This window comes from Streptomyces lomondensis (assembly GCF_014651035.1).
Classification (GTDB): domain Bacteria; phylum Actinomycetota; class Actinomycetes; order Streptomycetales; family Streptomycetaceae; genus Streptomyces; species Streptomyces lomondensis.
The window spans coordinates 148,072-173,075 of sequence record NZ_BMWC01000006.1; the positions used below are offsets into that span (position 1 = coordinate 148,072).

At 71.2% G+C, this 25,004-nt stretch carries 22 protein-coding genes; 3 read left to right on the plus strand and 19 right to left on the minus strand.

All coding sequences use genetic code 11. From position 1 onward, the window contains the following. Positions 1-40: 40 nt before the first annotated feature. The 15 genes from relA to pgsA all read right to left on the minus strand — a co-directional run bounded on the left by relA (position 41) and on the right by pgsA (position 15,258). Positions 41-2,554, minus strand: a complete 2,514-nt coding sequence (gene relA, locus IE255_RS21450; protein WP_190051978.1) for a GTP pyrophosphokinase — start codon at positions 2,552-2,554, stop codon at positions 41-43. Positions 2,555-2,747: 193 nt separating this feature from the next. Then, complete coding sequence (locus IE255_RS21455; protein ID WP_190051979.1) at positions 2,748-3,287, minus strand: adenine phosphoribosyltransferase; 540 nt, start codon at positions 3,285-3,287, stop codon at positions 2,748-2,750. After that, the gene (gene secF / locus IE255_RS21460; protein ID WP_190051980.1) at positions 3,284-4,399 is read right to left on the minus strand and encodes a protein translocase subunit SecF; all 1,116 of its coding nucleotides are present in this window, start codon (positions 4,397-4,399) and stop codon (positions 3,284-3,286) included. The genes IE255_RS21455 and secF overlap by 4 nt, the downstream gene beginning before the upstream one ends. Position 4,400: 1 nt before the next feature. Further along, entirely contained in the window at positions 4,401-6,161 is a 1,761-nt protein-coding gene (secD, locus tag IE255_RS21465; RefSeq protein WP_190051981.1) for a protein translocase subunit SecD, read from the minus strand. 131 nt (positions 6,162-6,292) lie between these two features. Further along, positions 6,293-6,787 (minus strand): preprotein translocase subunit YajC, encoded by a 495-nt coding sequence (gene yajC / locus IE255_RS21470; protein ID WP_190051982.1) that lies wholly within the window; start codon positions 6,785-6,787, stop codon positions 6,293-6,295. Positions 6,788-6,972: 185 nt separating this feature from the next. After that, on the minus strand, positions 6,973-8,043 hold the full coding sequence (ruvB, locus tag IE255_RS21475) for a Holliday junction branch migration DNA helicase RuvB (RefSeq protein WP_190051983.1): 1,071 nt from the start codon (positions 8,041-8,043) through the stop codon (positions 6,973-6,975). Between the two features lie 28 nt (positions 8,044-8,071). After that, entirely contained in the window at positions 8,072-8,677 is a 606-nt protein-coding gene (gene ruvA, locus IE255_RS21480; RefSeq protein WP_190051984.1) for a Holliday junction branch migration protein RuvA, read from the minus strand. Continuing rightward, positions 8,674-9,213: a crossover junction endodeoxyribonuclease RuvC gene (gene ruvC, locus IE255_RS21485; RefSeq protein WP_190051985.1), complete on the minus strand. Its 540-nt coding sequence runs from the start codon at positions 9,211-9,213 to the stop codon at positions 8,674-8,676. The genes ruvA and ruvC overlap by 4 nt, the downstream gene beginning before the upstream one ends. 115 nt (positions 9,214-9,328) lie before the next feature. Beyond that, positions 9,329-10,081: a YebC/PmpR family DNA-binding transcriptional regulator gene (locus tag IE255_RS21490; RefSeq protein ID WP_190051986.1), complete on the minus strand. Its 753-nt coding sequence runs from the start codon at positions 10,079-10,081 to the stop codon at positions 9,329-9,331. Between the two features lie 48 nt (positions 10,082-10,129). After that, the gene (gene pdxT / locus IE255_RS21495; RefSeq protein ID WP_190051987.1) at positions 10,130-10,738 is read right to left on the minus strand and encodes a pyridoxal 5'-phosphate synthase glutaminase subunit PdxT; all 609 of its coding nucleotides are present in this window, start codon (positions 10,736-10,738) and stop codon (positions 10,130-10,132) included. A gap of 5 nt (positions 10,739-10,743) precedes the next feature. Beyond that, a complete protein-coding gene (gene pdxS, locus IE255_RS21500; protein WP_190051988.1) occupies positions 10,744-11,649 on the minus strand; it encodes a pyridoxal 5'-phosphate synthase lyase subunit PdxS in 906 nt (301 codons plus the stop codon). 138 nt (positions 11,650-11,787) lie between these two features. Then, on the minus strand, positions 11,788-12,330 hold the full coding sequence (locus IE255_RS21505) for a LemA family protein (RefSeq protein ID WP_190051989.1): 543 nt from the start codon (positions 12,328-12,330) through the stop codon (positions 11,788-11,790). Between the two features lie 107 nt (positions 12,331-12,437). Continuing rightward, positions 12,438-13,601 carry a glycosyltransferase family 4 protein gene (locus tag IE255_RS21510; protein ID WP_190051990.1) on the minus strand — a complete coding sequence of 388 codons (1,164 nt, stop codon included), beginning with the start codon at positions 13,599-13,601 and terminating at the stop codon, positions 12,438-12,440. Next, positions 13,598-14,506 (minus strand): phosphatidylinositol mannoside acyltransferase, encoded by a 909-nt coding sequence (locus IE255_RS21515; protein WP_190051991.1) that lies wholly within the window; start codon positions 14,504-14,506, stop codon positions 13,598-13,600. The genes IE255_RS21510 and IE255_RS21515 overlap by 4 nt, the downstream gene beginning before the upstream one ends. Next, complete coding sequence (gene pgsA, locus IE255_RS21520; protein WP_190051992.1) at positions 14,503-15,258, minus strand: phosphatidylinositol phosphate synthase; 756 nt, start codon at positions 15,256-15,258, stop codon at positions 14,503-14,505. The genes IE255_RS21515 and pgsA overlap by 4 nt, the downstream gene beginning before the upstream one ends. 217 nt (positions 15,259-15,475) lie before the next feature. On the opposite strand from pgsA, the gene IE255_RS21525 reads away from it, so the two are divergent. Beyond that, positions 15,476-17,674, plus strand: coding sequence for an elongation factor G-like protein EF-G2 (locus IE255_RS21525; protein WP_190051993.1), 2,199 nt, complete (start codon positions 15,476-15,478; stop codon positions 17,672-17,674). A gap of 170 nt (positions 17,675-17,844) precedes the next feature. Further along, on the plus strand, positions 17,845-19,512 hold the full coding sequence (locus IE255_RS21530) for an AbeC-like domain-containing protein (protein ID WP_190051994.1): 1,668 nt from the start codon (positions 17,845-17,847) through the stop codon (positions 19,510-19,512). Between the two features lie 90 nt (positions 19,513-19,602). Here IE255_RS21530 and IE255_RS21535 read toward each other — a convergent pair whose 3' ends face one another. The 4 genes from IE255_RS21535 to IE255_RS21550 all read right to left on the minus strand — a co-directional run bounded on the left by IE255_RS21535 (position 19,603) and on the right by IE255_RS21550 (position 24,091). Continuing rightward, positions 19,603-20,163, minus strand: coding sequence for an HIT family protein (locus IE255_RS21535; protein WP_190051995.1), 561 nt, complete (start codon positions 20,161-20,163; stop codon positions 19,603-19,605). A gap of 66 nt (positions 20,164-20,229) precedes the next feature. Continuing rightward, the gene (thrS, locus tag IE255_RS21540; RefSeq protein WP_190051996.1) at positions 20,230-22,209 is read right to left on the minus strand and encodes a threonine--tRNA ligase; all 1,980 of its coding nucleotides are present in this window, start codon (positions 22,207-22,209) and stop codon (positions 20,230-20,232) included. 92 nt (positions 22,210-22,301) lie between these two features. Further along, positions 22,302-23,528 (minus strand): hypothetical protein, encoded by a 1,227-nt coding sequence (locus tag IE255_RS21545; protein ID WP_190051997.1) that lies wholly within the window; start codon positions 23,526-23,528, stop codon positions 22,302-22,304. Further along, on the minus strand, positions 23,525-24,091 hold the full coding sequence (locus IE255_RS21550) for a DUF4365 domain-containing protein (protein ID WP_190051998.1): 567 nt from the start codon (positions 24,089-24,091) through the stop codon (positions 23,525-23,527). The genes IE255_RS21545 and IE255_RS21550 overlap by 4 nt, the downstream gene beginning before the upstream one ends. 169 nt (positions 24,092-24,260) lie before the next feature. On the opposite strand from IE255_RS21550, the gene IE255_RS21555 reads away from it, so the two are divergent. Beyond that, positions 24,261-24,989, plus strand: a complete 729-nt coding sequence (locus tag IE255_RS21555) for a 3'-5' exonuclease (RefSeq protein ID WP_190051999.1) — start codon at positions 24,261-24,263, stop codon at positions 24,987-24,989. The last annotated feature ends 15 nt before the right edge of the window (positions 24,990-25,004 follow it).

The following is a 25,004-nucleotide window of genomic DNA, read 5'->3' on the forward strand; positions in this document are numbered from 1 at the left end:
CGAGGTGCGGGAGCCCCTTTCGTGTGGTCGCTACGAGGGGTTACGACCTGCTGCGCGCCGAGGTCACCCGGTACACGTCGTAGACGCCCTCCACGCCCCGGACGGCCTTCAGCACGTGGCCGAGATGCTTCGGGTCGCCCATCTCGAAGGTGAAGCGGGAGGTGGCGACGCGGTCGCGGGAGGTCTGGACGGCCGCGGAGAGGATGTTGACGTGCTGGTCGGACAGCACCCGCGTGACGTCCGAGAGCAGCCGGGAGCGGTCCAGGGCCTCGACCTGGATGGCGACCAGGAAGACCGAGGACTGGGTGGGCGCCCACTCGACCTCGAGGATGCGCTCGGGCTCCCGGGACAGCGAGTCGACGTTCACACAGTCGCTGCGGTGAACCGATACGCCACTGCCGCGGGTGACGAAGCCGATGATGGGGTCGCCGGGGACGGGCGTACAGCAGCGGGCCAGCTTGACCCACACGTCCTCGACGCCCTTGACGACGACGCCCGGGTCGGCGCTGGAGCGGCGCTTGCGGCTGCGGCCGCGGGCCGGCGGGACCGACTCGTCGATCTCCTCGGTGGCCGCCTCCTCGCCGCCGAGGGCCTGCACCAGCTTCTGCACGATGTTCTGCGCGGAGACATGGCCCTCGCCGATCGCCGCGTACAGCGCGGAGATGTCGGCGTAGCGCATCTCGTGCGCGAGCGTGACGAGCGAGTCGCCGGTGAGGATGCGCTGGATCGGCAGGTTCTGCTTGCGCATCGCGCGGACGATGGCGTCCTTGCCCTGCTCGATCGCCTCGTCGCGGCGCTCCTTGGAGAACCAGGCCCGGATCTTGTTGCGGGCACGCGGCGACTTGACGAAGCCGAGCCAGTCGCGGGAGGGGCCGGCGCCGGGTGCCTTGGAGGTGAAGACCTCCACCAGGTCGCCGTTGTCGAGGGTGGACTCCAGCGGGACCAGGCGGCCGTTCACACGGGCGCCTATGGTGCGGTGGCCGACCTCGGTGTGGACCGCGTAGGCGAAGTCCACGGGAGTGGCACCGGCGGGGAGCGCTATGACGTCGCCCTTGGGGGTGAAGACGAAGACCTCGTTGCGCGAGAGGTCGAAGCGCAGGGACTCCAGGAACTCGCCGGGGTCCTCGGTCTCCTTCTGCCAGTCCAGGAGCTGCCGCAGCCACGCCATGTCGTTGATGGCGTCCTTGTCCTTGCCGGACGACTTCGGCGCGTCCGTGCGCACCTTCGAGGCGCCGGCGACGGCCTCCTGCTTGTACTTCCAGTGCGCGGCGATGCCGTACTCGGCGCGGCGGTGCATGTCGAACGTGCGGATCTGGAGTTCGACCGGTTTGCCGCCGGGGCCGATGACCGTCGTGTGCAGCGACTGGTACATGTTGAACTTGGGCATCGCGATGTAGTCCTTGAACCGGCCGGGGACCGGGTTCCATCGCGCGTGCACCGTGCCGAGGGCCGCGTAGCAGTCGCGGACGGTGTCCACGAGGACGCGGATGCCCACCAGGTCGTAGATCTCCGCGAAGTCCCGGCCGCGGACGATCATCTTCTGGTAGACGCTGTAGTAGTGCTTGGGGCGGCCGGTGACGGTGGCCTTGATGCGGGCCGCCCGCAGGTCCTGCTGGACCTCGTCGGTGACGATGGCCAGGTACTCGTCACGCTTCGGTGCCCGCTCGGCCACCAGCCGTACGATCTCGTCGTACATCTTGGGGTAGAGGATCGCGAAGGCGAGGTCCTCCAGCTCCCACTTGATGGTGTTCATGCCGAGGCGGTGGGCGAGCGGCGCGTAGATCTCCAGGGTCTCGCGCGCCTTCTTCTCCTGCTTCTCGCGCTTGAGGTAGCGCATGGTGCGCATGTTGTGCAGGCGGTCGGCGAGCTTGATGACCAGGACGCGCGGGTCCTTGGCCATGGCGACGACCATCTTGCGCACGGTCTCGGCCTGCGCGGCCTCGCCGAACTTGACCTTGTCCAGCTTGGTGACGCCGTCGACGAGCAGGGTGACGACGTCGCCGAAGTCGCGGCGCAGGTCCTCCAGGCCGTATTCGGTGTCCTCGACCGTGTCGTGCAGCAGGCCCGCCATCAGCGTGGCCGGATCCATGCCCAGCTCGGCGAGGATCGTCGTCACGGCGAGCGGGTGCGTGATGTACGGGTCGCCGCTCTTGCGCTTCTGGCCGCGGTGCCAGCGCTCGGCGACCTGGTAGGCGCGCTCGATCTGGCGGAGCGTCGACGTCTCGATCTTCGGGTCGTTGCTGCGCACTATCCGCAGCAGCGGCTCCAGCACCGGGTTGTACGGGTTCGCGCGCTGCACGCCGAGCCGGGCCAGACGGGCGCGGACGCGGTTGGAGGAACCGGAGCGGGCCGACTGGCCGGCGGCCGGGCGCACGGGCGGGGCCGGCTTGGGGCGCGACTGCTCTGCGGGCTTGTCGACCGGCGCCGACTGGGCGTGCTCGACCGGCCCGCGGGTGTCGTTCTTCGCGTGCGGCGCGTTCGGCGCGGGCTTCGCCGCGGCTGCCGAGGCGGACTCGGGCTTGGCGGCGGTCAGGTGCTGGGCCTCGTCTGGCAAGAGGGCTCCTCGTGCGCGATCCGGGTCCCCCGGTCAGGCTCCGGAGACCCCATGGTAGCCATCCTGCGCCCCAGGATCGCCTTCAGGCCAATGTGAGGACCGTCTACGCGAGAAACACACGAGGCGGGCGCCGGATGTTCCGGGCCCGCCTGCGCGGTGTCGTGCCGGTGTCCACCGGGCCGCTCGGGGGTGGCTAGACCGTGAGCAGCGCCTGAAGCGGGGCACCCTTCAGAACCGGCTCCAGGCGGGCCCGGCCGCTCAGGAAGCCGAGCTCCATGAGGACCGCGAGACCCGCGACCTCGGCGCCGGCCCGGCGGATGAGCTGGACCGAGGCCTCGGCGGTGCCGCCGGTGGCGAGGACGTCGTCGACGACCAGGACGCGGTCGTCGGCGCTCAGGTCCTCGGCGTGCACCTCGATCTCCGCCGAGCCGTACTCCAGGTCGTAGGCCTGGCCGAGGGTGGCTCCGGGGAGCTTGCCCGCCTTGCGTACGGGGATGAAGCCGAGGCCGGCGCGGACGGCGACCGGGGCGCCCAGGATGAAGCCGCGGGCCTCCAGGCCGACGACCTTGGTGGCGCGGGTGCGCTCGGCGATCTCGGCGAGGGCGTCGGTGAGCGCGGTGAACGCCGCCGGGTCGGCCAGCAGCGGGGTGATGTCCTTGAACATCACGCCCGGCTCCGGGTAGTCGGCCACGTCCCGGATGCGGCTGAGCAGCAGCTCCCTGATGTCGGTCACCGGCGCTTCCCCGAGGGACGGCCACGGCCGCGGCCGCGGGACGCTGGCTGGTTGCGCGGGCCGACGACCGCGGGAGCGGCGTCGTCCTCGGGCTCACCGGCGTACGACTCGTCGTCGTGGGCCTCGGTCTCGCCCTTGGCGGCGGACTGGGCCCGCTTGGCCAGGACGCGCTTCCTCAGGGCCTTCATCTGCGGCTCGCGCTCCTTGAGGTCGGCGACGAGCGGCGTGGCGATGAAGATCGAGGAGTACGCACCGGCGGCGAGGCCGACGAACAGGGACAGCGAGATGTCGTTCAGCATGCCGGCGCCGAGCACACCGCCGCCGATGAACAGCAGGCCCGCGACCGGGAGCAGTGCGACGACCGTGGTGTTGATGGAGCGGACCAGCGTGCTGTTGATCGACCGGTTGGCCACGTCGCTGTAGGTCCAGCGGGTCTGCTTGGTGAGGTCCTTCGTCTGTTCCTTGAGGCTGTCGAAGACCACGACCGTGTCGTAGAGCGAGTAGCCGAGGATGGTCAGCAGACCGATCACCGTGCCCGGTGTGACCTCGAAGCCGACCAGGGCGTAGATGCCGACCGTGATGGTGATGTCGTGGATCAGGGCGACGAACGCCGCCAGCGCCATGCGCCACTCGAAGGCGATCGCCAGATAGATCACGACGAGGACCATGAAGATGCCGAGGCCCTGCCAGGCCTTGTTGGCGATCTGCTCACCCCAGCTGGGGCCTACCAGTTCGGCGTTGATCTGCTCCGGGTCGATCTTGAAGTCGTCCGCGAGCGTGTTCTTGATCTCGTTCGCCGCGCCGGTGTCGATGCCGGCGACCTGGATGCGCAGGCTTCCGTCGCCGAGCTTCTGGACGATCGCGTCGTGGCCGGAGGCCTCTTCCGCGTACTCCTCCGCCTTGGCCACCGAGACACTGGTGTTCTTGGGGGTGTTGAAGACGGCACCGCCCTGGAACTCGATGCCCATGTTCAGGCCGCGGACCGCCAGGCCGACGATGGCCGTGATGGTGATCAGGATCGAAAGGCCGTACCAGATCTTGCGGTTCTTGACGAAGTCGTAGCCGATCTCACCGCGGTGCAGCCGGGCGCCGAGGTTGCCGAGTTTCGACATCTCACGCCTCCTTCGTCTCGATGGGGGCGGAGGGACGGCGGGTGCGGCGCAGCGGCGGCTGCGCACCCAGGCTCTTCGGGTCGAGGCCGGACCACTTGTGGCCGTTCGCGAAGAACGGGCGGCGGGCCATCAGCGTCAGCAGCGGCTTGGTGAAGAGGAACACGACGACGACGTCGAGCAGGGTGGTCAGGCCGAGGGTGAACGCGAAGCCCTGGACCTTTCCGACGGTGACGATGAAGAGCACCGCGGCCGCGAGGAACGACACGAAGTCGGAGACCAGGATGGTGCGCCGGGCGCGCGGCCAGGCCCGCTCGACGGCGGGGCGCAGCGAACGGCCCTCCCGGATCTCGTCGCGGACGCGTTCGAAGTACACGATGAACGAGTCCGCCGTGATGCCGATGGCGACGATGGCGCCGCAGACGGCCGGCAGGTTCAGCGCGAAGCCGATGGTCGGGCCGAGCAGCGACATGATCGTGTAGGTCAGGGCGGCCGAGACCAGCAGGGAGAGGATCGCGATGAAGGACAGACCGCGGTAGTAGGCCAGCAGGTAGATGACGACCAGCGCGAGACCGATCGCGCCGGCGATCAGACCGGCCTTCAGCTGGTCACCGCCCAGCGCCGCCGTCACGGTCGTCATGCTGTCGACCTTGAAGGTCAGGGGCAGCGCGCCGTAGGTCAGCATGTTGGCCAGTTCCTGGGCGGACTGCTGGTTGAAGTTGCCGGAGATCTCGGCGTTGCCACCGGTCAGCGCCTGCCGGACGTACGGGTCGGAGACCACGTCACCGTCCAGGACGATCGCGAACTGGTTCTGCGGCGACTGGTTCTGCGCCAGCTTGCCGGTGATGGCCGCGAACTTCTTGGCGCCGCCGTCCGTGAAGTCCATCGTGACCGTCCAGCCCGCACCGGTCTGGGTGTTCAGGACCGCCTGGGCCTTGTCGACGTCCGTGCCGTCGACCTCGGCGGGACCGAGGATGTACTTCTGCCACTGGCCCTGCGAGTTCTGGCCGCACGCCAGCGTCGGGTCGGAGGCCTTGGCGGTGTCGCCGACGGTGGAGCGGATCTTCGCGTCGCTGCAGTCGAGCTTGGCGTACTGCTCCTGGAGCTTGCTGGGGTCGTCGCCGGAGGTGCCGCCGGTGGTGGACGGGGAGGGGCTGGCCTTGGCCTCGCCCGAGGCGCTCGCGGACGGCGTGGCGTCGGCCTTCAGCGCGTCCGTGACCGCACGGCCCTGGGTGGTGGGAGAGGCGGACGGGGACGCGGATCCCTTGTCGGTGGCCTCCGGCTTGTCGGTGGCCTTGCCGGACGGCTGGCCCGAGGGGCTGCCGGTGGGGCTCGGCGACGGGGCCGTGCCGCCGCCGGAGACCTCGGTGGCGATGACCGGGCGGAAGTAGAGCTTGGCGGTGGTGCCGACCTGCTTGCGGGCCTGCTCGGAGTTCGTGCCCTTGGGGATGTTGACGATGATGTTGTCCCGGCCCTGCGTCTGGACCTCGGACTCCTGGACGCCCAGACCATTGACACGGCGCTCCATGATGGAGACTGCGGTGTCCATGTTGGTCTTGTTGATCGCCGACTCGTTGCCCGCCTCGGGGACCGCGCGGAGCGTGATGCTCGTGCCGCCGGCCAGGTCGATGCCGAGACGCGGGGTGGTGTGCCCCGAGGCGAACATCCCACCGGTGAGCGCCACGAGGGCGATCAGAATCAGGGCCAGCGAGCGCCACGGCTTGCTCTGGGCGCTCGCGCTCCGGCCCTTTTTGGGTGTGGCCACCTTCTCGTACTCCCTCTCGGGCCGCCTCGCTCCGGATCGGCGGACGGGCGGCCATGACTAATGTCGGGATTCCGTGCGAGCTGGGCGTGTCCCGGGGTGCGCGGGCTCGGCCCGCGCACCCCGGGACACGACTACTTCGCCTCGGAGTCGCCGTCGGTCTTCTTCGGCTCTTCGTCCGTCTTCGCCTCGCCGGCCGCGGCGTCGTCGGCCTCGTCGGCCGTGTCCTTCTTGCCGAGGTCGACGGCCTTGTCGTCAGCGGGGGCGTCGGCGGCGGAGTCGCCGGTCTCGGTGAGGGAGGAGGCGTCGTCCGGGACGATGTCGGCGTCGGACTTCAGGTCGTGCTCGATGCCGTGGACGATGCGGTTGTACTCGTCGTCGGTGAGGACGGCACCGATGGCGTTCTTGGCGAAGAGGAGCTCGACGCCGGGACCGGCGTCGACGAGGACGGTGTCCTCGTTGACCTCCTTGACCGTGGCGTACATGCCCCCGATGGTGCGGACACCGCTGCCGGGCTGCATTTGGTTCCGCATCTCCACGGCCTGCTGCTGCTTCTTCTTGGCCGACCGGGTCATCAGGAACATGGCCCCGATGAGCACGATGAACGGGAGGAGGGTCAGGAGACTCACGGGTCGGTACTTCCTTCACACGACCGCGCTGTGAGCGGCCAGATGGTTGGGGGTATGTGCGCCGCCGACAAAGGCGGCATCGGCGGAGTCTAAGCGAGTCCGCGCGCATGGAACAACGCTCAGCATGGCACCGGGGTTCCTGCTCCGGCCACTGTCCTCGCCGTCGCGGAGCGGTGACGGCGGCGTCACGCCCCGAACAGGTCCTGTTGTCCGTTTCCGGCGGTCTGGGAGCGGGGCGGGGTGAGGCCGAGATGCGCCCATGCGGCGGGGGTGGCGATCCGGCCGCGCGGGGTGCGGGCCAGCAGTCCCTCCCGGACGAGGAAGGGCTCGGCGACCTCCTCGACGGTCTCGCGCTCCTCCCCCACCGCGACCGCGAGCGTGGACAGGCCGACGGGGCCGCCGCCGAACAGCTTGAGCAGGGCTTCCAGGACGCCCCGGTCGAGGCGGTCGAGGCCGCGCGCGTCCACCTCGTAGACGGCGAGGGCGGCCGCCGCGATGTCCTTGGTGATCAGTCCGTCGGCCTTGACCTGGGCGTAGTCGCGGACGCGGCGCAGCAGGCGGTTGGCGATGCGGGGCGTGCCGCGGGAGCGGCCGGCGATCTCGGCGGCGCCGTCCGGCTCGATCTCGACCTCCAGGAGGTTCGCCGAGCGGTGGATGACCCGCTCCAGTTCGGCCGGTTCGTAGAACTCCATGTGCGCGGTGAAGCCGAAGCGGTCGCGCAGCGGGGGCGGCAGCAGGCCCGCGCGGGTGGTGGCGCCGACCAGGGTGAAGGGGGGCAGCTCCAGCGGGATGGCGGTGGCGCCCGGGCCCTTGCCGACGATGACGTCGACGCGGAAGTCCTCCATCGCCATGTACAGCATCTCCTCGGCGGGCCGGGACATGCGGTGGATCTCGTCGAGGAAGAGGACCTCGCCCTCCTGGAGGGAGGAGAGGATCGCGGCGAGGTCGCCGGCGTGCTGGATGGCGGGGCCCGACGTGATGCGGATGGGGGCGCCCATCTCGGCCGCGATGATCATCGACAGGGTGGTCTTGCCGAGGCCGGGGGCGCCGGAGAGCAGCACGTGGTCGGCGGTGGCGCCCCGCGCGCGTGCGGCGCGCAGGACGAGGTCGAGCTGTTCGCGGACCTTCTCCTGGCCGATGAACTCGTCCAGGTCCTTGGGGCGCAGGGCGGCCTCGACGGCCTGGTCCTCCCGGTCGGCGGGCGCATCGACGAGCCGCTCGGCGGCATCGGCGTCGGTCGTGTCGTCCCAGTTCATGGAGTGTGCCTCGGAATCTCGGTGCGGGCTATCGGGCGCGGTTCAGGGTCTGGAGGGCCGCCTTCAGCAGCTGGCCCACCTGGGGCGTGCCCCCGGCGGCCTCGGCCTGCGGGGCCACGGCGGACACGGCCTCGTCGGCCTCCCGGGTCGCGTACCCGAGGCCGATCAGGGCCGCGTGCAGCTGGTCGCGCCAGCCGGTGCTGACCGGCGCGCCTACGGCGGGTGCGCCGACCGGCGCGCCGAGCCGGTCCTTCAGCTCCAGGAGCAGTTTCTGGGCGCCCTTCTTGCCGATGCCGGGGACGGCGGTGAGGGCCTTCTCGTCGGCGGTGGCCACGGCCCGGCGCAGGGCGTCCGGGGTGTGCACGGCGAGCATCGCCTGGGCGAGCCGCGGTCCCACGCCGCTCGCGGTCTGGAGCAGCTCGAAGACCTGCCGCTCGTCGTCGTCCGCGAAGCCGTACAGGGTGAGGGAGTCCTCGCGTACGACGAGGGAGGTGTGCAGCTTGGCGGGCTGGCCCATGCGGAGCGTGGACAGCGTGTTCGGCGTGCACTGGACGGCCATGCCGACGCCGCCGACCTCGACGACCGCGGCGTCGGGGGCGAGCGCGGCGACCGTGCCGCTGACGAAGGCGATCATGCCGTTCGGCCTTTCGGTGCTCGGGTGGCGTGCAGGGCGACGGCCTGCTGGAGTCGGTTCTGCGCGGGGGCGCGCCAGATGTGGCAGATGGCGAGGGCGAGGGCGTCGGCCGCGTCGGCGGGCCTGGGCGGTGCGCTGAGCCGGAGCAGGCGGGTCACCATCGCGCCCACCTGCGCCTTGTCGGCCCGGCCGCTGCCGGTGACGGCGGCCTTGACCTCGCTCGGGGTGTGCAGCGCCACGGGGATCCCGCGACGCGAGGCGCACAGCAGGGCGACGGCGCTGGCCTGGGCGGTGCCCATCACCGTACGGACGTTGTGCTGGCTGAAGACGCGCTCCACGGCGACGTACTCCGGCCGGTGCTCGTCGAGCCACTGCTCGATGCCCTGCTCGATGGCGACCAGGCGGTGGCCGAGGTCGGCGTCGGCGGGCGTCCGGACGACACCGACGCCGATCATGGTGAGCGGTCGTCCGGCGACGCCCTCGACCACGCCCACACCGCACCGGGTCAGTCCCGGGTCCACCCCCAGAACGCGCACACGCCCTCCCTCTCGCTCACCTGTTTGTGCAGGCTATCGGGTGCCACCGACAACGCGACGGGCCGACGGGGTGTGTCCCGTCGGCCCGTTGGTCTCTGCGGAGCCCGCGGCGGCGTTACGCGCCGACCTTCTCCATGACCTCGTCGCTGACGTCGAAGTTGGCGAAGACGTTCTGCACGTCGTCGCTGTCCTCCAGCGCGTCGATCAGCTTGAAGATCTTCTTGGCGCCCTCCTCGTCCAGCGCGACCTGCATGGTCGGGACGAAGTTGGCGTCGGCGGAGTCGTAGTCGATGCCGGCGTCCTGGAGGGCGGTGCGGACCGCGACCAGGTCGGTGGCCTCGCTGATGACCTCGAAGCTCTCGCCGAGGTCGTTGACCTCCTCGGCACCCGCGTCCAGGACCGCGCCGAGGACGTCGTCCTCGGTCAGCTCGCCCTTGGGGACGATCACGACGCCCTTGCGGTTGAACAGGTACGACACCGAGCCCGGGTCGGCCATGGAGCCGCCGTTGCGGGTCATGGCGACGCGGACCTCGGAGGCGGCGCGGTTGCGGTTGTCGGTGAGGCACTCGATGAGCACCGCGACACCGTTCGGGCCGTAGCCCTCGTACATGATCGTCTCGTAGTCGGCGCCGCCGGCCTCCAGGCCCGCGCCGCGCTTGACCGCGGAGTCGATGTTCTTGTTGGGGACCGACGACTTCTTCGCCTTCTGGATGGCGTCGTAGAGCGTCGGGTTGCCCTCGGGGTCGGCGCCGCCCATCCGCGCCGCCACCTCGATGTTCTTGATCAGCTTCGCGAAGAGCTTGCCGCGCTTGGCATCGATGACGGCCTTCTTGTGCTTCGTCGTGGCCCATTTAGAGTGGCCGGACATCTGCCTGTCTCCTTCGCGTAACCCATCTCAGCAACGAACGCAGGAATCCTACAAGGACCGGGCTGTCCGGTTCGCGCGCACCATGTCGACGAACAGGCCGTGCACGCGGTGGTCGCCGGTCAGTTCCGGGTGGAACGAGGTGGCCAGCGCGTTGCCCTGGCGGACGGCGACGATGTGGCCGTCGTGTTCGGCGAGCACCTCGGCGGCGGCGCCGACGGACTCGACCCAGGGGGCGCGGATGAAGACGCCCTCGACGGGATCGCCCTCGACGCCCCTGAGGGCGACGGCCGCCTCGAAGGACTCGTTCTGCCGGCCGAAGGCGTTGCGGCGCACGATCATGTCGATGCCGCCGACGGTCTCCTGGCCCGAGCGCGGGTCGAGGATCTTGTCGGCGAGCATGATCATGCCGGCGCAGGTGCCGTAGACGGGCATGCCGTCCCGCACGCGCGCGCGGAGGGGCTCCATCACGCCGAACAGGATGGCCAGCTTGGAGATGGTGGTGGACTCGCCGCCGGGGAGGACCAGGCCGTCCACCTCGGCGAGTTCTTCGGGGCGCCGCACCGGCCTGGCCACGGCGTCGGCCGCGGCCAGGGCGACGAGGTGCTCCCGTACGTCGCCCTGGAGGGCCAGGACGCCGATCACAGGTGCTTCACTCATGGGTGTTACCAGCCGCGGTTCGCGTAGCGCTCGGTCTCGGGGAGGGTGTCGCAGTTGATGCCGACCATGGCCTCGCCGAGGTTGCGGGACGCGTCCGCGATGATCTTCGGGTCGTCGTAGAAGGTAGTGGCCTTCACGATGGCGGCGGCGCGCTTGGCCGGGTCGCCGGACTTGAAGATGCCGGAGCCGACGAAGACGCCCTCGGCGCCGAGCTGGCGCATCAGGGCCGCATCGGCCGGGGTGGCGACACCGCCGGCGGAGAACAGCACGACCGGGAGCTTGCCGAGCTCGGCGACCTCCCTGACCAGCTCGTAGGGGGCGCGCAGCTCCTTGGCGGCGGCGTACAGCTCGTTGTTGTCGTAGCCGCGCAGCCTGGCGATCTCGTTCTTGATCTGGCGCAGGTGGCGGACGGCCTCGACGACGTTGCCGGTGCCGGCCTCGCCCTTGGAGCGGATCATCGCGGCGCCCTCGGCGATGCGGCGCAGGGCCTCGCCCAGGTTGGTGGCGCCGCAGACGAACGGCGTGGTGAAGGCCCACTTGTCGGAGTGGTTGACCTCGTCGGCCGGGGTGAGGACCTCGGACTCGTCGATGTAGTCGACGCCGAGGGACTGCAGCACCTGGGCCTCGACGAAGTGGCCGATGCGGGACTTGGCCATGACCGGGATGGACACGGCGTCGATGATGCCCTCGATCATGTCCGGGTCGGACATGCGGGCCACGCCGCCGTCCTTGCGGATGTCGGCCGGGACCCGCTCCAGGGCCATGACGGCGACGGCGCCCGCGTCCTCGGCGATCTTCGCCTGCTCCGGCGTGACGACGTCCATGATGACGCCGCCCTTGAGCTGCTCGGCCATGCCGCGCTTCACACGGGCGGTGCCGGTCTCGGGGGCCTGGTTCTCGGAGATGGACACGGATGACCTCGCTGGTGGGAAAGAGGGTTTTCTGCAGCACCGAGGAAACGCGAGGGGATCAGGCCACCGCAAGGGCCAATGGGAACGCTGTGGATCCTTTTCCGGCGTACGGCCGGGTAACGGCACGTGAACGGGGGCTCAGGCGGCCCGGGCCGCCAGTGCCTGCGGTGGCTCGTCGTCCATCTCGAAGGCCATCGGGAACGGGGCGTGGCCCGCCAGGCGGAACCAGCGGACCTTGCGGTGCCGGCGCAGGGCGCGGGCGGCGCGTACGGCGTCGTTGTGGAAGCGGCGCGCCATGGGGACGCGGCGCACCGCCTGCGCGAGCTCCTCGGCGGCCTCCTCGCCCCCCGGCGCCTCCCGCACCGCCTCGACCTGCTGCGGCTCCCCGAAGACGGCACGCAGCGCCTGGCTGAGTTCGCTCTCGGCGACCTCCCGCTGCTCCTCCTCCGCCTGGCGGGCGGCGTGCGCGGCCTCGTACAGCACGATGGAGGCGGCCGGATCCAGCACTCCGGACGTCGCCAGTTCCTGCGCCACCGAGGCCCGGCGCAGCAACTGCGCGTCCAGGGCGGCCCGGGCGGCGTCGATCCGGGCGTGGAGACGGTCGAGGCGGCCGGCGGTCCAGCTCAGATAGAGCCCGACCGCGACCAGGGCCACGGCGATCCAGATGAGAGTGGTGGTCACGGGCGGCAAGGCTAGCGGCACGCGGGAGGCGCCGGTTCACCCCGCCCTGCCCTGCCCTGTCCCGGATCGGTCACCGGCGCCGGAAGGGCCTCTTCGCGTGGCCTGAATCAGTCCCGTGCCAGCCCGAGCCGGCCCCACAGTCCGGTCGCCCGCTCGTCCTCGGCCACCGCCGCCGCACCGGCCGTCACCGTCTCGTACACCGACAGGATGTCCGCGCCGACGGTCGACCAGTCGAAGCGGCGGACGTGGGCGCTGCCCCGCTCGCGCAGTTCCGCGCGGCGCTCCGGGTCCGCCAGGAGCCGTACGGCCGCGTCGGCCAGGGCGTCGGCGTCCTCGTTCGGGAACAGTTCGCCGGCCGCCCCCCGGTCCAGGACCTGGGCGAAGGCGTCCAGGTCGGAGGCGAGGACAGGGGCTCCGGCGGACATGGCCTCGACGAGGATGATGCCGAAGCTCTCGCCGCCGGTGTTGGGCGCGACGTACAGGTCGACGCTGCGCAGGAAGCGGGCCTTGTCCTCGTCGCTGACCATGCCGAGGAACTCGACGCGGGAGCGCAGCTCGGCCGGCAGTGTCTCCACGGCCTCCTCCTCGTCACCGCGGCCGGCGACCAGGAGCCGGGTCTGCGGGCGCGCGGCGAGGATCCTGGGCAGGGCCTTCATGAGCACCGGCAGGCCCTTGCGGGGCTCGTCGATGCGCCCTATGAAGCCGATCGTGTCGCCCTGCCACTCGGCCTTGGGCTCGGCCTGGGCGAAGAAGTCGACGTCGACGCCGTTCGGGATCACCACCGCGTCCCCGCCGAGGTGCTCCACCAGCGTGCGGCGGGCGTACTCGCTCACCGCGATCCGCGCGCTGATCTTCTCCAGGGCGGCCTGGAGGATGGAGTACGCGGCGATCATGGCCCGGGAGCGCGGGTTGGACGTGTGGAACGTGGCGACGATCGGGCCCTGGGCCGCCCAGCAGGTCAGCAGGCCCAGCGACGGCGAGGTCGGCTCGTGGATGTGGATCACGTCGAACGCGCCCTCGTGCAGCCAGCGGCGGACCCGGGCGGCGCTCAGGAAGCCGAAGTTCAGCCGGGCCACCGAGCCGTTGTACGGCACCGGCACCGCGCGCCCCGCCGAGACGACGTACGGCGGCAGCGGGGTGTCGTCGTCGGCCGGGGCGAGGACCGACACCTGGTGGCCGAGGCGGATGAAGTACTCGGCGAGGTCGCGGATGTGGAACTGGACGCCGCCCGGTACGTCCCAGGAGTACGGGCAGACGATGCCGATTCTCACGAGGTCCCCTTCGCAGGGTCGAGGTCCGCGAGCCACAAGCGCTGCAGCATGTGCCAGTCCTCCGGACGGTCGGCGATCCCCGTGGCGAAGGCGTCGGCCAGCGCCTGTGTCATGACAGACGTCTTCTCGGCGCGCGTGCCTGACTCGGGCACCTCGACCGGCGGGTGGACACGGCCCTGCATGACGGGCGAGTCGTCGTACCAGAGGGTGACGGGCAGCAGCAGTGCGCCCGTCTGCTGGGCGAGCAGGGCCGGTCCGGCCGGCATCCGGGCCGTGTCGCCGAAGAAGTCGACCTCGACGCCGGAGGCGGACAGGTCGCGGTCGGCGACCAGGCAGACGAGGCCGCCGTCGCGCAGCCGCCGGGCCAGGGTGCCGAAGGCGGTGCCGCCGCTGTGCGGCAGGACCTCCATGCCGAGGCCCTCGCGGTAGGCGACGAACCGGTCGTACAGCGTCTCGGGCTTGAGGCGCTCGGCGACCGTCGTGAACGGGATGCCGAGCTGGGTGGTGACCCAGGCGCCGGCGAGGTCCCAGTTGGCGAGGTGGGGCAGGGCGAGGACGACGCCCTTGCCCGTGGCCAGGCCTTCGGTGAGGTGGTGCAGGTCCTTGGGGGTGAAGGCGTCCGCGATCCGCTCCTTGCTCCAGGCGGGGAGGCGGAAGGACTCCATCCAGTACCGCAGGTACGAGCGCATGCCCGCGCGGGACAGCTCGGCGAGGCGCTCGGGGCTCGCGCCGGGCACCACGCGCGCGTAGTTGCTCTCCAGCCGCCGCACACCCTTGCCGCGCTGCTTCCAGGCGAGATCGGCGATGGTGTTCCCCAGCCGTACGGCGACCGGCTCGGGGAGCTTCTTGACGGTGCTCCAGCCGAGACCGTACAGCGCGTCCGTCAGCCGGTCCTGGGCGCTCACGTGGCCGCCTCGCTCCCGTGAGAGGCGTTGTGCTGCTTACCCCCATTGTCCTGCGCGGCCGCCGCCTCCTCGGCCTCGGCGGACTCGCGGCGGACCGTGACGACCCGCTGGATCAGCGTGACCAGGCTGCCCACGGCGACGATCCACAGGGCGACCGGCAGCAGGTACTGGATCCCCGGGACGCCGAACGCGTGGAGCCCCGCGAGCCCCGCCGCCACCAGGGAGATCACCAGTCGCTCGGCCCGCTCGACGAGCCCGTTGACGGCGACCGGCAGGCCGATCGACTCGCCGCGCGCCTTGGTGTACGACACCACCTGTCCGCTGGCCAGGCAGAAGATCGAGACGGCGCACAGGACGAGGTCGTCACCGCCGCCGGCGTACCAGAGGATGAAGCCGCCGAAGATCGCGCCGTCGGCGACCCGGTCGAGGGTGGAGTCCAGGAAGGCGCCCCAGCGGCTGGAGCGGCCGAGCTGGCGGGCCATGTTGCCGTCGACGAGGTCGGAGAACACGAACAGCGTGATCACGACCGTGCCCCAGAAGAACTCGCCCATGGGGTAGAAGACCAGCGCGCCCGCGACCACCCCGGCGGTGCCGATGAGCGTGACGGCGTCGGGGCTGACGCCCCGCCGGATCAGAAACGCGGCGAACGGTGTGAGGACACGCGTGAAGAATGCACGCGCGTACTTGTTCAGCATGGCCTTCCCGAGGGTCGGTGTCGCCGACTGGCCCCTGCTGGCCACCGGCTGGCCCATCGTAGCCACGCGCGCGTGCGGGCGAGGGGCGGGCACCCGTACCCCTTCGGTTGAACCGTCAAGCGGCTGGTGGGAGGCGCGATCACGTCGTTCGTATGGACGCACCGTGACGGGAGTGGAAAGCTCGAAGAACCGCGGGCGTCGCCGGAGCCGCACCGCACGCGGATCCCGCGTGTCCGCGCCCACAGTGACCTCACCGTGCACGGGAGGCAGGATCATGGGCGACAAGGCACAGACACACCCTGGGGCCGCCGGCAGGGCACAGGCGGCCGACCACCCCCAGTCCGTACGGAATGTGGTGCTGGTCGGCCACTCCGGATCGGGCAAGACCACCTTGGTGGAAGCCCTCGCGCTGACCGCGGGGGCGGTGAACCGGGCGGGCCGTGTGGAGGACGGCGGCACCGTCTCCGACTACGACGAGATCGAGCACCGGCAGCAGCGCTCGGTACAGCTCTCCCTGGTGCCCGTCGAGTGGGACGGCATCAAGGTCAACCTCCTCGACACCCCCGGATACGCCGACTTCGTCGGTGAGCTCAGGGCCGGTCTGCGAGCGGCGGACGCGGCCCTGTTCGTCGTCTCGGCCTCGGACGGCGTGGACGGCTCGACCCGCATGGTGTGGGAGGAGTGCGCGGCCGTGGGCATGCCCCGGGCCATCGTCGTCACGCACCTGGAGGCGGCACGCGCCGGCTTCGAGGAGATGACGCGGATCTGCGCGGAGGCCTTCGGCGCCGACGACCCCGACGCGGTCCTGCCCCTCTACCTGCCGCTGCACGGACCGCAGGCACCCGACGGGCACGCGCCCGTGACCGGGCTGATCGGGCTGCTGTCGCAGAAGCTCTTCGACTACTCGACCGGCGAACGCAAGGAGTCGGAACCGGGCGAGGACCAGCTGCCGCTGATCGAGGAGGCCCGCAACCGGCTGATCGAGGGGATCATCTCGGAGAGCGAGGACGAGACCCTCATGGACCGCTACCTCGGCGGGGAGCCGGTCGACGTCAAGACGCTCATCGACGACCTGGAACGGGCCGTCGCGCGCGGCGTCTTCTTCCCCGTCCTGGCCGCCGCCCCCGCGGCCGAGGGCTCCCGGCAGGGACTCGGCACGGTGGAACTGCTGGAGCTGATCACCCGGGGCTTCCCGACGCCGCTGGAGCACGAGACGGTGCGGGTGACGACGATCGACGGCAAGCCGCGCGAGCTCACACCGTGCGACCCGGACGCCCCGCTGGTCGCGGAGGTCGTGAAGACGTCCTCGGACCCGTACGTCGGCCGGCTGTCGCTGATCCGCGTGTTCTCCGGCACCCTGCGCGCCGACCAGACGGTCCACGTCTCCGGGCACGGGCTCGCCGACCGCGGGCACGAGGACCACGACGTCGACGAGCGGATCGGCGCCCTGTCCACCCCGTTCGGCAAACAGCAGCGGCCGGTGTCGCACGTCATCGCGGGTGACCTGGCGTGCGTGGCCAAGCTCAGCCGCGCCGAGACCGGGGACACCCTGTCCGCCAAGGACGATCCGCTGCTCATGGAGCCGTGGCAGATGCCCGACCCGCTGCTGCCGCTGGCCATCCAGGCGCACAGCAAGCCGGACGAGGACAAGCTCTCGCAGGGCCTGGCCCGGCTGGTCGCCGAGGACCCGACCATGCGGCTGGAGCAGAACCAGGACACCCACCAGGTGGTCCTGTGGTGCCTGGGCGAGGCGCACGCCGACGTCGCGCTGGAACGGCTGCGCAGCCGGTACGGCGTCCAGGTCGACGTCGTCCCGCACAAGGTGTCCCTGCGCGAGACCTTCGCGACCAAGGCGGCCGGGCGCGGCCGGCACGTCAAGCAGTCCGGCGGGCACGGGCAGTTCGCCATCTGCGAGATCGAGGTCGAACCGCTCCCGGGCGGCTCCGGCATCGAGTTCGTGGACAAGGTCGTCGGCGGCGCGGTGCCCCGGCAGTTCATCCCGTCGGTGGAGAAGGGCGTACGCGCCCAGGCCGCCAAGGGAGTCGCCGCCGGGCATCCGCTCATCGACGTGCGCGTGACGCTCCTGGACGGCAAGGCGCACTCGGTGGACTCCTCCGACGCCGCGTTCCAGACGGCCGGGGCGCTCGCGCTGCGGGAGGCCGCCGCCGGCGCCAGGATCCATCTGCTGGAACCGGTGGCCGAGGTGTCGGTACTGGTCGGAGACGACTACGTGGGCAGCGTGATGAGCGACCTGTCGGGGCGGCGCGGCCGGGTGCTCGGCACCGAGCAGACACCCGGCGGGCGCACCCTGGTCCGGGCCGAGGTGCCCGAGATCGAGATCGGCCGCTACGCGATCGACCTGCGCTCGATGACGCACGGCACGGCCCGCTTCAGCCGCCGGTACGCGCGGCACGAGCCGATGCCGGCGCAGGTCGCGGAACGGGTGCGCGAAGAGGCGCGCAAGGCCTCCTAGTTGGCGCCCGGCGCCACCAAGTGCCCTCGTGAGGGCTCCCCTCCGCGTCGGCGGGCGGCTTGACTGGCCGCCCGCCGACGGATGTCGGTGCGGACGGATACGCTGATGACCTGATCAACAGGTGTGCGGAGCGCGGAAGTCGGGAAGGCCGCAATGCAGATGCGGCAGCGATGGGGGCGGCAGTGACGGACGGATTCGACTTCAGTCCCGGGGCCCAGGTGCCTCTGGCGGGTGCGAGCGGCCAGACGGCGGCGACCTATGCCCTGGCCGCGGCGGCGTACCGGGACGACGAGGTCACCAAGATCCTGAACGCCGACAACGAGTGGCACCAGTCCAAGGTCACCCCGCCGCGGCCCTGGGCGAAGATCTTCCGTCCCCGCTTCGGCGAGGCCTTCTCCCGCGCCATCATCGACCGGATGCTGGGAGCCGGGCGCAAGCCGGTCATCCAGTCCTTCGGCATCGAGCCCCAGGTCGTCGTCGAGCACTGCCTGGCGGCCCACCGCATCCGCCGCGACCGCGACAACTGGCTCTCGGCGATCACGGTGATCTGCGGGGTGCTCTTCCTGCCCGGCTTCCTCGTGTGGCTGCTCGTGTTCACGCTGCGCACCACCATGGCCAAGCGCGAGGACAAGCGCGCCGGCGCCCTCGCCACGACGCTGCTGGTCGCGGTGGGCGCGCTCGCCGTGCTGTTCCTGATCCGCATGCCGTTCACGGGCTTCTGGGCCCTGTACGGGCGCGCGGCGATCATCATGCCGGTCGTCGGCTGGTTCTGGGCCAAGCAGATCTGCGAGCGCACAGCCCGTGACCTGCGGGAGCGCTGGTCGAGCCTGCTGTCGGGCGGCGGGGTCGGCGCGAAGATCCCCGAGGCCGTCCCCGGCACCCCTGGTGACGCGGCCGAGCAGGTCCGCAAGGAGCTGGCCCGCCTCGCCGCCGAGCAGCGCTCCAACTCCGCCTTCTACGCCGGCCCCAAGGGCATACTCGGCATGGGCACCCGCTGGGGCAGCTGGCAGCTGGCCGAGGAACTGGTCTCCGCCGAGCCGGGCAAGGACTTCCACCCCTTCCGCAGCTGGGACGTCATCGTGGCGATCCAGGGCGGCCTGGGCATGCTGGAGCGCACGTCCATCAACACCGGCGGCTTCCCCAAGCCGACCATCACGCACTGGATCGTCTCGCCGATCGGCGAGAAGGCGACGGAGGTGTCCCGGCCGAGCGGCACGGACGTCGAGGCGTACACGGTCCGGACGCACGCCATACAGGACATCTGCAACAAGCAGCAGTTCGGCAGCGGCGACCGGCACTACCTCGGCGTGCAGTGGACCCTCTGGGACGGCCATCTGGTGATCACGATGCTGATCACGGTGACCGTGCTGCACGACACCCTGCGCATCGAGGTCACCGGGCACGCCCTGGGGCCGGTCAACCCCCTGTTCAACGAGAAGCCCGCGGCCAGGGAGAAGACGGTCCAGAAGGCGCTCCGCTTCTGGGAGACCCGCACCGTGAAGCTCCCGCTGATCGATGCCGACGAGGTGGTACGGCTGGCCGCGCGGGCCCCGCTGACCTGGTACCCGCCACTGCTGAAGTGGCTCGGGGGCAGCCTGACGCTGCCGGAGCCGTTCGGCCTGCGGCACGCGTGGGCCGACCAGCCGTGGCGGCACCGCTTCATGGCGGACGACGCGTTGCGGGCGGCTACGCCTGTGCTGCGTGTGGTGCATGCGGCGGCGTTGAAGGTGCTGCGGGAGAACGGGGTGAACGTGGAGAAGTTCGGGGCGCGGTCGGCGGCGCTCAGCGGGGCGATTCAGGAGGCCGCGCCGAAGAAGGCGGACGTCTACGACGCGTAGGTGCTGGGGGCTGCGCCCCCAGACCCCCATCGGCCTGAACGGCCTCGTCCTCAAACGCCGGACGGGCTGGAAAGTCCGGCCCCGCCGTCATCAACCGGTCGGCCAGGCCTCCGCCAGCATCTTCCGCGTGTCCGCCAGCAGCTGCGGCAGCACCCGCGTGTGCCCCACCACCGGCATGAAGTTCGTGTCCCCGCCCCACCGCGGCACGATGTGCTGGTGCAGGTGGGCGGCGATACCGGCCCCGGCGACCGAGCCCTGGTTCATGCCGATGTTGAAGCCGTGCGCGCCGGAGGCCGTGCGCAGGGCCGTCATCGCCTGCTTGGTGAGTTCGCCGAGCTCGGCGGTCTCCCCCGCCGTGAGGTCCGTGTAGTCGGCGACGTGGCGGTAGGGCACGGCCATGGTGTGGCCGCCGGTGTACGGGTAAAGGTTGAGCACCACGTACACCAGCTCCCCCCGCTTGACGATCAGCCCGTCCTCGTCGGACCTGGCCGGGATCGAGCAGAAGGGGCAGCCGTCCTCGGCACCCGGGCCGCTCGGCTTGTTCTCGCCCTGAATGTAGGCCATTCGGTGGGGTGTCCACAGCCGCTGGAACGCGTCCTGCGTCCCCACTCCTGCCTGCTGCTCCGGCTCACTCGTCATGCAGTGCAGCATATGGCGTCGACCTGGGGGTACGGCAAAGGCCCCCGGGATCGCCCCGGGGGCCCGTGCGCCGTGTGATCAGACCTGAGCTCGTTCCTCGACGACCTTCAGGATCTTGGCGATGGCCTCGTCGAAGGGGATGCCGTTCTCCTGCGAGCCGTCGCGGTAGCGGAAGGACACGGACCCGTGGGACATGTCCTCGTCGCCGGCGATGACCATGAAGGGCACCTTCTGCTTCTGGGCGTTGCGGATCTTCTTCTGCATACGGTCGGACGAGGAGTCGACCTCGACGCGCAGGCCCTTCTCCCGGGCCGCCGCCGCGAACTTCTCCAGGTACGCGACGTGCGCGTCGCCGATCGGGATGCCGACCGCCTGGACCGGGGCCAGCCACGCCGGGAAGGCGCCCGCGTAGTGCTCCAGGAGGACGCCGAAGAATCGCTCGATGGAGCCGAACAGCGCCCGGTGGATCATGACGGGCTGCTGGCGGGAGCCGTCCGCCGCCGTGTACTCCAGGCCGAACCGCTTGGGCTGGTTGAAGTCGACCTGGATGGTCGACATCTGCCAGGACCGGCCGATCGCGTCCTTGGCCTGGACGGAGATCTTCGGGCCGTAGTAGGCGGCGCCGCCCGGGTCCGGGACCAGCGGCAGGTTCTGCTTCTCGGCCGCCAGCCGGAGCGCCTCGGTGGCCTCCGCCCAGTCCTCGTCCGAGCCGATGAACTTGTCGGAGTCGTCGCGGGTGGACAGCTCCAGCTCGAACTCGGTCAGGCCGTAGTCGCGCAGCAGGTCGAGCACGAAGGTCAGGAGCGTGTCGAGCTCCTGCGGCATCTGCTCCTTGGTGCAGTAGATGTGCGCGTCGTCCTGGGTGAAGCCGCGCGAGCGGGTCAGGCCGTGCACGACGCCGGACTTCTCGTACCGGTACACCGTCCCGAACTCGAAGAGCCGCAGGGGCAGTTCACGGTAGGACCGGCCCCGCGACTTGAAGATCAGGTTGTGCATCGGGCAGTTCATCGCCTTGAGGCGGTAGTTCTGCTCGTCGAACTGGATGGGCGGGAACATGCCCTCCGCGTAGTGCGGCAGGTGCCCGGAGATCTCGAAGAGGTGCTCCTTCGAGATGTGCGGGGTGTTCACGAACTCGTAGCCGGAGGCCTCGTGCCGGCGGCGCGAGTAGTCCTCCATGACCTTGCGGATCACCCCGCCCTTGGGGTGGAACACCGCGAGGCCGGGGCCCAGCTCGTCCGGGAAGGAGAACAGGTCCAGCTCGGAGCCGAGCTTGCGGTGGTCGCGCTTCTCGGCCTCCGCGAGGAAGTCGAGGTAGGCCTTCAGGTCGTCCTTCGACGGCCAGGCGGTGCCGTAGATGCGCTGGAGCTGCGGGTTCTTCTCGCTGCCGCGCCAGTACGCGGCGGCCGAGCGCATGAGCTTGAAGGCGGGGATGGTGCGGGTCGTCGGCAGGTGCGGACCCCGGCACAGGTCCTTCCAGCACAGCTCGCCCGTCTTGGCGTCGAGGTTGTCGTAGATGGTCAGCTCACCGCTGCCCACCTCCGCGTCGGCGCCGTCGGCGGCCTGCGCGGCGTTGCCCTTGAGGCCGATGAGCTCCAGCTTGTACGGCTCGTCGGCGAGCTCCTCGCGGGCGGCCTCGTCGGTGGTGACGCGGCGCGCGAAGCGCTGGCCCCGCTTCTGGATCTCCTGCATCTTCTTCTCGATGCGCTTGAGGTCCTCGGGGGTGAACGGCTCCTTGACGTCGAAGTCGTAGTAGAAGCCGTCCTTGATGGGCGGGCCGATGCCGAGCTTGGCCTCGGGGAAGAGCTCCTGCACGGCCTGGGCCATGACGTGCGCGGTGGAGTGGCGCAGGATGTTCAGGCCGTCCTCGGAGGAGATCTCGACGCCCTCGACCTCGTCGCCGTCGGACAGGGCGTACGACAGGTCCTTGAGCTCGCCGGCCACGCGCGCGGCGACGATGGAACGCTCGCCGGCGAAGAGCTCGGCGGCCGTAGTGCCCGTCGTCACCACGCGTTCTTCCCGCTCGGAATCGCGTTGGATGATCACACGGACGTCTGACACCGGTCTCTCCTGACTGAAGGGGGTCTGCGGCGCCATACCGGAGCGCGCGCACGAGTAAGGATCGTACCGACCCGGGACCACCCTCCGCGAAATCAGTCCCCGCAGTCCCCTCCGCAGGCCTCCTCGAAGAAGTCGAGGTTCTCGTGGAGCTCCTTCATCAGCCGGTCCCGCTCGGCGTCGTCGACCTGCACCGGCACCACCCCGTGGGCCCCGGTCAGCCGCCGGAACCCGCCCCGGCTCTCCAGCCGCCCCTGCACCCGCACCGGCAGCCCGACGAGGTGGGCGTGCCCGGCGATCCGGTACGCCTCCTGGTCCAGGGTGATCCGGACGTGGGGCACGTCGGCCCCGGCCAGCACCCGCAGCCGTACGGTGCCCTCGCCGCGCGGCCCCGACCTGCGCATCCGTACCACCGCTCCGGTGATCCGCACCGGTACGGCGGGTTCCTCGTGCTGGTAGCGGGCGCCTGCCTCGCGCAGCACGGGCAGGTCGCCGGGTGAGAACTCGACGGGCTCGGCGGAGGGGGCGCAGCCCTCGGGCACACCGGCCGCCGGGGCCCACTCGACGGCGATCCGGGCGCCTTCGGTGCCCCGGACCAGGGCGACGAGCGCCTCGGTGAGCTCATGGCTCACGCCCGCCTCGACGGCGGCGTCGAAGGCGTCCATGCCGCCGGTGGCGCGCTGGTAGTCGATGGCCTCGCGGGCGGCGTGCAGGGCCTGGTGGAGGCGTACGGCGAGGGGGCGGCCGGCGGCGACGGGCACGAAGGCGGTGAGGCGGCCGTCCGCGGCGGAGCCGACGAGGACGTTCTCCAGGGACGCGGCGGCGGCGCGCCGGTGGCGGGCGCCGTGGTAGCCGGCCCGCGCGCGGGTGGCGAGGGCCGCCGCGAGCAGCATCCGGCGGGCGGCGGTGCGCAGCCGGTCCTCGACGGTCCAGGGCGCCGCCCCGCCGGGCCCGGCGGGGACGTCGTGCCACCAGCGGATCTCGTCGCTGGGCACGGCGAGGGAGACGAGGACCTCGCGGGCGGAGGGCGAGCCGCTGCGGGACAGGGCGAGCAGGGCCTCGCCGAGCAGGTCGTCGCTGTCGGGGAAGGCGCGGCTCTCGGGCACCAGCAGGCTGGTGCCGCTGCCTCCGGGGCCGGGCGGGGTCCAGCGGCCGTAGCGGCCCGGGGCGCCGCCGCGGCGCTGCCAGCCGTGCCGGCGCAGCAGGGCGCCGAGCACGGCCGGGTCGACCTCGCCGGGCTCGGGCGGTGCGCCGCTCCAGGCGGTGTCCACGGGGTGGGGCCGCACGGGCCTCGCCGGTTCCTCGGTCGGGCGGTGCGTCACGGTTTCCCTCCCGTCCCGACCCGCGTCATGATCTCGCACAGGGCCCGGTCGTCGAAGATGCGTGAAGTCGGTATGCGCACGGTGGTGCGGCGGCGGCCGGTGATCGGCTGGCCGGCGAGGTTGGTCCAGTAGCAGCAGTGCCTCAGGTCGAGCCGGTCGTGGCCGGCGCGCAGCCAGTCGTCCTGGGCGCGCGGCACCAGCATCACCACCAGGATCTTGTGTACGGACACGGGGCTGCGGGCGAGCTTCGCCAGGTGGTCGTTGTCGAGCGTGAAGGAGAAGGTGCGGCCCGGTGGGTTGGGCGGCACCTGGTAGGTGGCCTTGAGCTGCACCTTGATGGTGACCTCGTCGTCGACCGTGTGCCCGGGGGCGCTGTGGCTGACGTGCCAGTCGATGCCGTTGTCGGGAAAGGGCTGGGAGAGCGAGCAGCCGGCGGCCGCCGCGACGGCGTGCAGATAGCCGACCTGGAGTGTCTCCATGCAGGCGGTGGTGGCGAGAGTGCCGCGAGAGGGGGCCGTGCGCTCGGGCAGCAGCCCGCCCCGTTCGGGCTGCGCTATGGCCATGGCCAACAGCCTTCCAGAACAAGTGATTCCCCGCTGGGGGCCGCTGAACTGCGACGACCCGTACTCCTGTTGTCTCCTTCCGGCGTACGGCGCAAACAGCCCGGGTATCACCGAATCGGGCAGCGGACGGTGCGTCAACTGCTGAAGGTGAACGAGGGGTTGTGTGGGTATGACGACGAGCTGGTTCGAGGGGGCGCTGGCCGCCTTCGACACGGAGACGACGGGCGTGGACGTCGAGACCGACCGGATCGTGTCGGCCGCCGTCGTCGTCCAGGACGCGCCGGGCGTCCGGCCGCGGGTGAGCCGCTGGCTGGTGAACCCGGGGGTGCCGGTGCCCGCGGAGGCGACGGCGGTGCACGGGCTGACGGAGGATCATCTCCAGCGCAACGGCCGGTGGCCGTCGCCGGTGATGTACGAGATAGCGGAGGCGCTGGCCGAGCAGGCGCACGCCGGCCGGCCGGTCGTGGTGATGAACGCGCCGTTCGATCTGACCCTGCTGGACCGGGAGTTGCGGCGCCACCGCGCCTCGTCGCTCGGCCGCTGGTTCGAGTCGGCGCCGCTGCTGGTGCTCGACCCGCGGGTCCTGGACAAGCACCTGGATCGGTACCGCAAGGGCCGCCGCACCCTGACCGACCTGTGCGCGCACTACGGCGTCGCCCTGGAGGGCGCGCACGACGCGGCGGCCGATGCCGTGGCGGCGCTGGAGGTCACCCGGGCGGTGGGCCGCCGGTTCGCGTCCCGGCTGGAGCGGCTCGCCCCCGGGGAGCTGCACACGCTTCAGGCGGTGTGGCACGCGGCGCAGGCGCGGGGGCTGCAGGCGTGGTTCGCGCGCAGCGGCGTGGAGGAGGCGGTGGATCCGGCCTGGCCGCTGCGTCCGGACCTGCCGGCGGCGGCCTGATCCGAACGACAGGCC